Below are 11,918 nucleotides of genomic sequence, written 5' to 3' on the forward strand. Positions count from 1 at the left end.
CTCTCAATTTTGATATTATTTCCTTTATGACTAAAACGCTATTTGCATCTAATCCACTTAGTGGCTCGTCTAAGAAAAGTATCTCTGGATTATGTATCAGCGCTGATATTATAAGCACCTTTTGTTTCATACCTTTTGAAAAAGACGACAATCTAGTATCGTATGCATGTCCTATTCCCAAAATCTCCATCAAGGCTTGAGCCTTTTTATCACATTTATCATAAGGCATATTGTAAAGCTGCCCGATAAAAGTCAAATACTCTCTAGCAGTTAAGTTTTCGTATAATTTGGCGACCTCTGGTACATATCCTATCTTGCTTTTAAAATCGTAGTCACTATCTTTTATGTCTTTGCCAAAAATTTTGACCTCTCCATTATAATCGTTGTTTAATCCCAAAAGAACCTTTATCGTAGTACTCTTTCCAGCTCCATTTGGACCTATATATCCGATTATACTTCCTCTATATACATCTAAATTTATATTTTTTAAAACCTTTTTATCTCCATAATTAACTTTTAGAGATTTTATCTCTATTACCTTCTCTTCCATCAAAACATCTCCAATATTTTTATTTGCTCATTTCTTTTGATTTTTCAACACAAGCGCAAACTGCATTTATAACTGCAGATCTCATGCCTTCATTTTCTAATACCTTGACAGCATCTATTGTAGTTCCAGCTGGAGAGCATACCATATCCTTTAATTCACCTGGATGCTTACCGCTTTCAAGCACCATCTTAGCTGAGCCTAGTACTGCTTGTGCTGCAAAGTTATAGGCTTGTTTTCTAGGCATACCAGCCATAACTGCTGCATCTGCCATAGCTTCTATAAACATAAATACATACGCTGGTGAAGAACCACTTACACCTATTACAGCATCTATTAAATATTCTCCTATTACCTCGCTCTTTCCAAAAGAATCGAAAATATCTTTTACTATTTTTAATTCGCCATCTTCTATATTTTTATTTGGACATAATGCTGACATACCTTCATTTACAAGCGCTGGTGTATTAGGCATTGTTCTAACTATTTTCTTATCAGCACCTATTATCTTTTCTATTCCCTCGATATTTTTACCTGCAGCTATTGAAACCACGATTTTTTTATCATCGATTAAATCTTTTACACCTTCTAAAATACCGTCAAATATATTAGGTTTTACAGCCATGAATAATATATCTGAATTTTTAACGACCTCTCTTGAATCTAAAGTTACATTTATTTTGTACTCTTCTTTTAATTTTTCAAGATTTGTCATTGTTTTTGCACTTGCAATTACATTTTCTGGTTTTACTAATCCTGATTTTACAATTCCTCCTATTATGGCACCTGCCATATTTCCTGCTCCTATAAATCCTATTTTTTTCATCATTTTCTTCCTTTCTTTAATATAACTAAAAATTTTTATATATATTATCTTTTCATATAACAATTATAGTCGTAAAATTTAATATATACATATTTTTTTAATTATTTTTATAATACATAGGAAATTATATTCATTTGAAGATATTGATAAATATAATTTCCGTACTTGTATTTCAAGAAAATCTACATTAATATGTATTTAGAATTAAAGATTTTCTTATATCTTTTAAATTAATTATATATTTAATTCTTCCTATTTTAAACATATTTGTATATAATTAATCTATATGTAAAGGTGGGGATATAATTATGAAGTCAATTGGAATTATAGATTTAGGATCAAATTCATTGAAATTATTAATAGCAGAATTAAGGGAATCAAAAAAAATAAACGTACTTTTTGAAAGAAAGCATCAAATAAGACTGAGTGATTATTATACTGATGACATACCAAATCTGTCTGGAATAGGAATATATAAATTAATTTTAAGCATACAAAATTTTAAAGAAAAATGCGAAATGTTTAATTGTAGAGATATTATAGTCGTAGCTACAGAAACTCTTAGAAAATGTGCAAATAGAGATATTGTTTTAAAGGAAATAAAAAAGGAAACGGGTTTAGATGTTAAAATTCTCACTGGATATGAAGAATCCTATTTAGGATATATATCTACTATAAATACTTTAAATTACAACAGCTATTTTTTAGTGGATATGGGTGGAGCTAGCGTCGAAATAGCTTTGATAAAAAATAGAAAGTTTAAAAACTACGCAAGTTTACCCTTAGGGCCAATCCCTCTTTCCAGTAAGTTTAACTTGTTTAATAAGATATCTCCTTTTACTAAAAATGAATTTAAAAATTATATTTACAGCGAATTCAATAAATATCCTTGGTTAAAGCAAGGAAAAAATTTACCAATAATAACAATTGGAGGTTCGATGAAAAATATCGCTCAAATTCATATTTGCAACAGCGATGACTACACAGAAACCTCTCTACATAATTTTCAAATGAGTTATTCTGAGCTATCTTATATAAATAACAAAATTTGTAGCCTAGATTATAACGAGAGAATAAATATTAAAGGTGTATCTAAAAAAAGAGCAGATGTAATATGTGCCAGCTCTAATTTTATGAAGTATTTTATGCTTTATATTCACAGCAAAAAAATAATTATAAATAATTACGGTATTAGAGAAGGTATTTTTTATAGTTGCTTAAAAAAATAAGCCTAGCCATATTTTAAAATATAGCTAGGCGCTAGACACAATTTAGACTTTATTTATTCATATTTTTATTATTTTGTCTATCTATTCCCAACGTTCTCTCTATATTTCTAAGCATATCTCTAAAATCGTTGTCCATATCGTCATCTAAAACTATTTTATCTCCTACTAAACGTCTAAATTCAGGCTCTGATCTGTTTAAATCTTGCTCTGTTATTCTATCTAATCTTCGAATTGCTTCGTCTATATCTTCTATCAAGTCTCTACCATCGTCTATCATCTCTCTGTTTAGTTTATTTACTTGATTGTCATTTGATTTTGCCTCTTTCTCCATATTATTTACAAATTGTTCGACATTATCTCTGCTGTCTTTAAGGGCTTTTTTGACTTCCTCTAGATATTTTTTATTGCCTGGATATTTATTTGTTTTATAGTATTCTTCTACTGTGTTTATATTTCCATACATAGTGTAATTTTCTTCTAATGGCAATAAGCTCGCATTGTAGTTTCTAGTATATATATCGTAGTAGCCATTATCTGCTACTTCTGTTTGATTTGTATCGTTTTTAGGTGTTTCTTGATTGACTTGATTAGTCGTGTTATTTTTAGTTGCTTGGTTGTTGTTTCTAGCACATCCAACTAGACCTAAAACCATCAATAATGCCAAACATAAAATAAAAAATTTATTCTTCATATTTCTACCTCCGAAAGTAATTAATTTTCTATTTTATTATTTGTCAAATTTCAATTATTATACTTTTTGATACAAAAAAATAAGATGATTTTAATAATCAAAAACCATCTTATTTTCATCGATAAGCTTTACAATTTTATTTGTTATGTAAACCTATTCTACATCTAGTATATAGTCTTCTATTTTTATTTCTTTATCTTGCATTTTATTTTCAATTAAGAAATCTTGTGTATCGTATAATGCTTTTATTTCTTCATCGTCTATATCGTCGTCAAAATCATACCATTCGTATAGTGATTTAACATCGTCTTCACTTATATCTAATTCCTTAGCTACTTTACTTACCATTTCATCGTAATTTTCTTCCATATAATCAAGTGTATCTTCATGAACCTTCATAAATCTCTTAACTAAATCAGGATATTTGTCTGCAAATTCAGAGTTTACAGCTATAACTGTTATACCACTTACTAATCCTTCACCATCGCAAACCTTTGTACTTCCTGAGTTTAAGCATTGAAGTGCAGATGGACCTGCAACTAAAGCACAATCTATATCTCCAGAACCTAGAGAAGTAACTGCATCAGGTATTTGCATATCCATATATTCAACGTCGTCAATGCTCAAACCTTTATCCTTTAATGCTGCTACTAATAATTGATGTAAAATTGTTCCCTTAGGTCCACCGATTTTTTTACCTTTTAAATCCTCAGGTCCTTTTATACTCTTGTCGTTAGTTACTATCATAAATCCTTTTGGTGCTTGAGAATAAGCTCCTATTATTTTTAAGTCTACTCCATTTGATGCAGCTATTAAAGCTGATGTTCCACCTAAACAATGTGCAAAATCTATATCCCCAGATGCTAGAGCTTCTGTTTGATCTGGTCCTGCTGTTATTTCAGACCAATTTACCTTTATATTATCAGATTTGAATTCTTCATCGAATAGTGAATCGTTCTTTTCTAATATACTTGGTACATTTAATGGAGCTTTTACATATGTGATATTGATTTCTTTTGGAAGTTCTGCTGTTTGTTCGCTTGATGATGAGCTTGATAAACTACTAGATGCTGCGTTATTGCTTGAAGAACATCCTACTAACATACATAAAGATAAAACCATTGATGTAGTTACTCATATTATTTTTTTCAATTTTTTGTTCATATTTTTTTTCCCCCAATTCATTTAAAATAAATTTTTTTAAATCTATATAATAAGAAGTCCCTAAGTCCCTATTATAATCATCCTCAATAAAAAATTCCTTTATTGTCTTGTCTTTTTTTATAACTAAAATCTTATCTGCTATAGTAAGAGCCTCATCTATATTGTGAGTTACAAATATCACTCCCTTTTTTGTGCTCTCGTGTATATTTACTACTTCTCTCTGCATCTTTCTTCTAGTAAAATAATCGAGCGGTGCAAAAGGCTCGTCCATCAAAAGTATATCCGGGTTATAAGAAAGTGCCCTAGCAATGCTGACTCTGTTTGCCATACCACCAGATAATTCATTTGGATAGCTGTTTTTAAATTTTTCAAGCTTCATCATAGATAGATATTTATTTAAACTCTCTTCATCCATGTTTTTTGAATGAAACGATATATTTTCGCTTACTGTAAGCCAAGGCATCAATCTACTTTCCTGAAATACAACACCGACCTTTGGAGTTATTTTTTTACCGTGCTCTATATACACGACTTCTCCACTATCTGCGGTATCTAGGTTGGATAAAATTCTAAGCAGGGTAGTCTTCCCACATCCACTTTCTCCTAATATAACGGTTATTTTATCACCAGGTATCTCCAAGGATATATCACAGAATACAATATGTTCTTGATTTTCAATAGAAAATTTTTTACATAAATTTTTAATAACAAATCCCGTCTTAATCATCAAAATTTACCTGCTTTCCTCTACTTACTTTTTTTATTATTTTTCTAAATATAAATTCACTTATTATACCTAAAAATCCTATTACTAATATACCAACTAATACAACATCTGTCCTAGACATAGATCTACCATCTGATATCAAATACCCTAGTCCACTAGATGCTGCAACTAATTCAGCTCCTATAATCGCTCTAAAGCTGTATCCAAGACCTAAATTAAGTCCTACAAATATATCAACTAAAGCATTTGGAATTATTATCTTTGTAAATATCTCTAAATTAGTAAAATTAAATACCTTTCCAACCTCGATTAATTTTACATCGCAATTTTTTATACCATTTAGAGTATTTAAAAATATCGGAAAAAAGGATGCCAATATGATAATTATAATTTTTGATTTCTCACCTATTCCAAACCACAATATAAGCATAGGAATTAAGGCTAGAGGTGGAGTACTTCTCATAAATTCTAATAGAGGTTTAAAAAATTTATACAATTTTTGCTTGCATCCAAATAGCATACCAAGAGGTATAGCAAGTACAGAGCTTATAAAAAATCCTATAAAAATCCTCTTCAAGCTCACAAATACATTTTCGAAAATAGACCCATTTAAAACCATATTTTTAAATGTATCGAATACCTTTTGTGGTGTAGGCAATATGTATTCATTCCAAACTCCTATTTTACACACTACAACCCATAATATAAAAATCAATAAAAAAATATAATATCCTTTTAATTTATCGTGAACTTTTTTAATCATATCTCCCCCTATATTATTTGTCGTATTTTGTTTTATAAATATATTATACATCATTTTTGTAATTTTATGGAAAATATTTTCATAATAATGTAGATTTTTGTATATAATAGTACTACAATAATAATATAAGCTTTTCTATGCTAGAGATTTCTTTGGTTAGAATCGTTTTAAAATTAAGCTATTTATACCTACCAGAAAAGATTATTCTAATCTGAAAGGAAATTAGTTCTATAATATGATTTTGCTCTATTTGGGCGAAATATAATGACTTTTCTTTTTGATTGATTTATCTTTTTGAAAAGTTTTTTTATTGTAATTTTAATTATAAATATATAATTATTTTATAATTATCATTATATAAATTTGTGTATTTAGTTTTAATTTTTTTGTCGAATAAATATATTTAAATATAAATAATATACATATAAAATCATCCTTTCAATATCAACTAAAAAAGTTGCTAATTAAATTTCTTTAATTAACAACTTATTTTTTATACTTATTATTTAATTAAATTTTTTTCTACTAAAAAGTCATGTGCAACCTTTTCTGGAGATTGTCCTAATTCATCTACTTTATAGTTTAATTTAATCATAGTTTCCTCGTCTATTTGACCTGACAATTTATTTAATATTTCTTCTAATTCAGGGTATTTTTCTAAAATATCCTTATTTACTACTGGAGCTGCATAGTATGGTGGAAAATAATTCTTATCATCCTCTAATACCTTCAAGTGGAATTTTTCCAAAAGTCCATCTGTAGAAAATGCATCGATTACTTGAGCTTTTCCACTTGTAAGAGCTTGATATCTCAAAGATCCATCCATAGATTTGACGTCTTTAAAGTTCATATTATAACAATCCTTTAGACCAGGTAGTCCGTCATCTCTATTTTCAAATGCTAATGTAGGTGATAATACAAATTCATCTGAATATTTTGCCAAATCAGAGTAAGTATTTATATTGTATTTTTTAGCTACGTCTTGTTCCATGGCTAATGTATATGTATTATTAAATCCAAGTGGGTCTAATAATTGTAGGTCGTAATTTTTAGATATACTTTCCTTTACATGGTTGTACACGTCATCTGAAGTTCCATTAGGCTGCTCCTTCATTATGTTTACTAAAATTGTACCTGTATAGTCTACACATACATCTACTTCTTTCTCTACCATTGAATTCCAAAGAACAGTAGTACCTAAATTTAATTTTCTCTCTACATCGTAATCTGTATATTCTTCCAATAAATCGGCGTACATATTTCCAAGAATTAATTGTTCTGTATAATCCTTAGACCCAACGACTATAGTTTCTTTTTCTGCAAAGCTAGAAGAAAAATATCTTCCACATCCTATAAATAAAACTACCAACGCTGTAGTGACGCCTATTACCTTGTTTCTTCTAGCTTTATATTTAGGATCTCTATATTCTTTTTCTTTTCTAGCTTTTTTGCTCTTATTTTGAGTTATTCCTACTGGTGTAGCCAATATTTCAACCTTTGAGAATATAAAGTCTACACATAACGCCAATATACAAGCTGGTATCGCACCTGCTAGAATCATAGTATTATTTACAGTTTGTACACCTGAAAATACTAAGTATCCTAGTCCACCAGCTCCGACAAATGCAGATAAAGTCATAAGACCTACTGCAGATACTGCTGATATTCTAACACCTGCCATAATCACGGGTAGTGCAAGCGGCAATTGTATTTTAAAAAGTATCTGTCTTGGAGTTAATCCTATTCCTGTAGCTGATTCAATAATTCCCTTGTCTATTCCTGTGATACCTGTGCACGTATTTTTGACGATAGGAAGCAGTGAATATAAAATTACCATAAATATAGCTGGCGTACTACCTATTCCTAAAACTGGAACTAATAAACCTAAAAATGCCATAGATGGTACTGCTTGAACTACATTTATAACTCCTAATACGTATTTTCTAACTGATTTAAAATGTGATATAAGTATTCCTAAAGGAACACCTATAAGTATTGCTAAAATTATAGCTACAACTGTCAACTCAACATGCTGAGCTAATAAGCCCAATATCTTTGCCTTTTCACTCACTAAATAATTTATGAAATTATCCAAGGATACCCACCTCCATTTCTAAGAACTGTTCGCTTAAAACAGAAAGTAAACTACTTTTAGTTATCAATCCTACTAATTCTTTATTTTTCGAAACTACAGGTACATGACCTATTTTCTCTTTATTCATAAGATTTAATATTTCTAATAGATTGCTATCTTCTTCTATATATAAAGGATTTTTATTCATAACCTTATATATGTAATAGTCTTGTATTCCAGTTTTTCTTAAATCCTTTACTGTTAGTATTCCTACTAGTAAATTATTTTTATCTGTTACTAATAAACTATCTACTTTATTCGTTCTCATTATTTCAATAGCCTGTATTACAGTTCTTGTTTCAATAGCTTTTACAGGATTTTTTATCATTATATCCTTTGCTTTTATATATTCTGGTGCACTCCATAATCTGTCACTACCGATAAAATCTTTGACAAATTCATTTGCTGGGTGTTTTAATAAATTTTCTGCCGTATCAAATTGTTGTATTTTTCCACCCTTCATAATACATATTTTATCTGCTAGTTTTAAAGCTTCATCCATATCGTGAGTGACAAATATTATGGTCTTTTTAAGATCTTGTTGAAGCTCATATAACCATTCTTGTAATTGGGTTCTTGTAATAGGGTCTAGCGCACTAAACGGCTCATCCATAAGTATTATATCCGCATCTGTCGCAATCGCTCTTATGACACCTATTCTCTGTTGTTGACCTCCACTTAATTCAGTAGGATATTTGTATAAAAACTCATCTGGATCAAGTCCTACCATTTTTATAAGTCTTTCTGTGTTTTGACTTATTTCTTTCTCGCTCTTTTCACCCTTTAATTTCGGAATTAGCTCTATGTTTTCTTTTATTGTCAGATGAGGAAATAGACCTATATTCTGTATTACATATCCTATATTTCTTCTCAATTTAATAGGATCCTCTTTAGATATAGGTTGTCCGTCTATATATATTTCTCCACTTGTAGGCTCTATAAGCTTATTCAAAAGCTTTAAAGTCGTAGTCTTACCACATCCACTTGGTCCTATCAAAACTACAAAGCTTCCACTTTCAATAGTCAGAGAAATATCGTCTAGTATGACCTTTTCCCCCACAGTTTTTGTAATATTCTTGATTTCAATCATATTTAATCCCCCTTTTACAACTTAAAATAAAGTTGTAAGTTGTTATTAATACAATAATAACATATTATTAGATTTCTAACAATTTACACTTTTGTAATATTTTGTATATCATTTTTGATAAAATAAATACTAAATCCTTTATACTATATATAATAATAGATAAATATTATGTGAATATTAACTTTTTCAAAAATTTTCCTTTAAATATTATTTAATATATAAACAAAGCATTCATTTGGTATAATATAGTAAATTATATATATAAAAGGAGATGATCTCGTGAAAAGTAGATTGAGTATTGAAAACATAAAAAATGCATTTAATAATATTGATCCAGTGTTTTTAAATACGCCACAATTTATATGCTATCCTCTAAGTGAAATCCTAGGATGCAAAACTATTTTAAAAGTAGAAACTTTAAATCCCATACGCTGTTTCAAAGGCAGAAGTTCATTTAACTACGTATCTAAATTAAAAGAGGGCTCTACTCTAGTCTGTGCTAGTGCTGGAAATCTAGGTCAAGCTGTTGCCTATGCATGCACTAGAAAAAATATAAAATCTATAATTTTTGCAAGTAAAAATGCAAATCCTCTAAAAATAGAGCGTATGAAATCACTAGGTGCAAAAGTCGTGTTAAAAGGCGATGACTTCGACGATGCTAGAATTTTTGCAAAAAAATACGCCTTAGAAAATAATTTTGATTTAATCGAAGACAGCTTAGATGTGGAAACCTGTGAAGGTGCAGGTACTATAGGTATGGAGCTTCTAAAGCTAGATACTACTTTAGATGCAGTATTAGTCGCTCTTGGAAATGGAGGTCTTCTGACTGGAATCGCTAGATGTATAAAAGAATACTCACCTAATACAGAAGTTATAGGTGTAGTTGTAAAGGGAGCTCCAGCTATGGCAGAGTCATTTGAAAAAAACTGCTTAATTAATTCAGAATCAATCGATACTATAGCCGATGGAATAGCCATCAGAAATCCAATTCCAGAAGTTCTAGAAGAGATGAAAATAACTGTAGATAGAGTTATGCAAGTTGGAGAAGAAGAAATTGTAGAATCTATGAAGCTTTTACATACAAACGCTTCAATAGTTGTAGAGCCTTCTAGCGCTGTAGGAATTGCCGCTATTTTAGACAATAAAGATTATTTCAAAGGAAAAACAGTTGCTGTAGTAATTTGTGGTGCAAATATTACAGAGGAACAAATAAAAGAATATTTATTCTAATTAAAAATAGGGACAGTTTAAAGTAATTAAACTAGTCCCCATTTAAATCTCAATCTAATCAATAGATACATTCAACCCTGAAAGTCTCTCTGATGGCTGAATTATAACAAGCTGTCCAGGTTCACTAAATTGAAGATGATATGATTCTCCAGATGTCTGTCCTATGAAAGTCTTCCAAGATAATTGAGCGACCCTAGCTTCTGGCTTTCTACCTGTCCAAGCTACGACAGCATCTGGGTCCACGCAGCAAGGAGCTTCTATTATAAGTGGGTTTCCATCTGTTATTATAGCCACATCTTGGACTGAATTTGTATTGTTTTTCAAATATGTAGAAAATAAACCTCTCTGAGATATTACACCTGACCCTACAAAAGTAGTTGAATATGTAAGATCCTCTGTAAATGCAAGTAAATTTTCACTTTCAACATTTATTGAATCACCTGGTTCTAAATGTACGACATCTACATGGTAGGCATTTTCAGCTAGATAGACCTCTCCTCTTCCTTCTACAGACATTATAGGCATATTTTCACCAGTCAATCGTCTTTGAAGATGTCCTATAATCGCTCCTCCTAGTCCACCTCCATTATTTGGACCTAATAATAGTTTTTCAAATCTAAAATCACCTTTATATGCCACCATAGAGCCTTTTTTAGCGTAAAACCTTCCACTACCTTTTACTATACACATTAATTCATTAGTTACATCAAATTTAACCATAAAATCCCCCTATTTTACTGAAACCTCTACATTATTTCTCTACTTCAAATTTATTTATTTCATCTAGTAATTCTTCCACTAGTTTATCAGCTGGTATTTTTCTTACAGTCTCGCCTTTTTTAAATAAAATTCCCTGACCTTTACCTCCAGCTATACCGATATCTGCTTCTCTAGCTTCTCCAGGACCGTTTACTACACATCCCATTATAGCTACAGTCATGTTTTTATCTATGTCTTGTATTTTTTCTTCGACTTCATTTGCAATTTTTATCAAGTCGATATTGCATCTACCGCAAGTTGGGCAAGATACTATTTTTATTTTGTCATTTAATAAATTCAAGCTTCTAAGGATGTCCTTGCCTACCTTTACTTCTTCTACAGGATCTCCTGTAAGAGAAATTCTCATAGTGTCTCCTATACCCTTTAGAAGTAGAGAGCCTATACCAATTGAAGATTTTATAGTACCTGCTCTAACTCCACCTGCTTCTGTTATACCTATATGGAGTGGATAGTCGACCTTTTGGCTCATAAGCTCGTATGCCTCTACTGCTGTATAGATATTTGACGATTTTAAAGATATAACTATATTGTGAAAATCTAAATCCTCAAGTATTTTTACATGTCCCATAGCACTTTCGACTAGCGCCTTAGCTGTAGGTGATCCATATTTTTTAAGCAGTTCCTTTTCAAGAGAACCTCCATTTACGCCTATTCTTATTTTTAGATCTCTTTCCTTGCACTTTTCTACGACTGCTTTTACTCTATCTATGCTACCTATATTTCCTGGATTTATTCTT

At 30.3% G+C, this 11,918-nt stretch carries 12 protein-coding genes; 2 read left to right on the forward strand and 10 right to left on the reverse strand.

Going from position 1 to position 11,918, the window contains the following annotated elements; all coding sequences use genetic code 11:
- Window positions 1-550, reverse strand: a 550-nt coding sequence (locus tag MR593_RS13335; RefSeq protein WP_290693941.1) for an ABC transporter ATP-binding protein, incomplete at its 3' end; no start/stop codon positions are given.
- Window positions 551-569: 19 nt separating this feature from the next.
- Window positions 570-1,373, reverse strand: a complete 804-nt coding sequence (gene proC / locus MR593_RS13340; RefSeq protein WP_290693944.1) for a pyrroline-5-carboxylate reductase — start codon at window positions 1,371-1,373, stop codon at window positions 570-572.
- A 308-nt stretch (window positions 1,374-1,681) separates the two neighbouring features.
- Between proC and MR593_RS13345 the strand changes: the two genes are divergently transcribed.
- Entirely contained in the window at window positions 1,682-2,602 is a 921-nt protein-coding gene (locus MR593_RS13345; protein ID WP_290693945.1) for a Ppx/GppA phosphatase family protein, read from the forward strand.
- A 49-nt stretch (window positions 2,603-2,651) separates the two neighbouring features.
- Here the strand turns inward: MR593_RS13345 and MR593_RS13350 are convergent, their stop codons facing one another.
- From MR593_RS13350 to MR593_RS13375, 6 genes are all read right to left on the reverse strand, one after another.
- Window positions 2,652-3,293: a hypothetical protein gene (locus MR593_RS13350; protein ID WP_290693946.1), complete on the reverse strand. Its 642-nt coding sequence runs from the start codon at window positions 3,291-3,293 to the stop codon at window positions 2,652-2,654.
- 153 nt (window positions 3,294-3,446) lie between these two features.
- Entirely contained in the window at window positions 3,447-4,397 is a 951-nt protein-coding gene (locus MR593_RS13355) for an NrtA/SsuA/CpmA family ABC transporter substrate-binding protein (RefSeq protein WP_290693947.1), read from the reverse strand.
- Window positions 4,369-5,184: an ABC transporter ATP-binding protein gene (locus MR593_RS13360; protein ID WP_290693949.1), complete on the reverse strand. Its 816-nt coding sequence runs from the start codon at window positions 5,182-5,184 to the stop codon at window positions 4,369-4,371. The genes MR593_RS13355 and MR593_RS13360 overlap by 29 nt, the downstream gene beginning before the upstream one ends.
- Entirely contained in the window at window positions 5,177-5,947 is a 771-nt protein-coding gene (locus MR593_RS13365; RefSeq protein WP_290693952.1) for an ABC transporter permease, read from the reverse strand. Before MR593_RS13365 ends, MR593_RS13360 begins: the two co-directional genes overlap by 8 nt.
- Window positions 5,948-6,449: 502 nt before the next feature.
- On the reverse strand, window positions 6,450-8,042 hold the full coding sequence (locus MR593_RS13370) for an ABC transporter permease/substrate-binding protein (protein WP_290693955.1): 1,593 nt from the start codon (window positions 8,040-8,042) through the stop codon (window positions 6,450-6,452).
- Window positions 8,035-9,171 (reverse strand): ABC transporter ATP-binding protein, encoded by a 1,137-nt coding sequence (locus MR593_RS13375; protein WP_290693958.1) that lies wholly within the window; start codon window positions 9,169-9,171, stop codon window positions 8,035-8,037. Before MR593_RS13375 ends, MR593_RS13370 begins: the two co-directional genes overlap by 8 nt.
- Window positions 9,172-9,450: 279 nt before the next feature.
- Between MR593_RS13375 and MR593_RS13380 the strand changes: the two genes are divergently transcribed.
- The gene (locus tag MR593_RS13380) at window positions 9,451-10,401 is read left to right on the forward strand and encodes a threonine ammonia-lyase (protein WP_290693961.1); all 951 of its coding nucleotides are present in this window, start codon (window positions 9,451-9,453) and stop codon (window positions 10,399-10,401) included.
- 54 nt (window positions 10,402-10,455) lie between these two features.
- On the opposite strand, the gene MR593_RS13385 is transcribed toward MR593_RS13380, so the two are convergent.
- On the reverse strand, window positions 10,456-11,121 hold the full coding sequence (locus MR593_RS13385; protein ID WP_290693963.1) for an AIM24 family protein: 666 nt from the start codon (window positions 11,119-11,121) through the stop codon (window positions 10,456-10,458).
- Between the two features lie 31 nt (window positions 11,122-11,152).
- Window positions 11,153-11,918: flavodoxin-dependent (E)-4-hydroxy-3-methylbut-2-enyl-diphosphate synthase (gene ispG / locus MR593_RS13390; protein WP_290693966.1), on the reverse strand; the 766-nt coding region annotated here is incomplete at its 5' end.

This window comes from Intestinibacter sp., assembly GCF_022780145.1.
Classification (GTDB): domain Bacteria; phylum Bacillota; class Clostridia; order Peptostreptococcales; family Peptostreptococcaceae; genus Intestinibacter.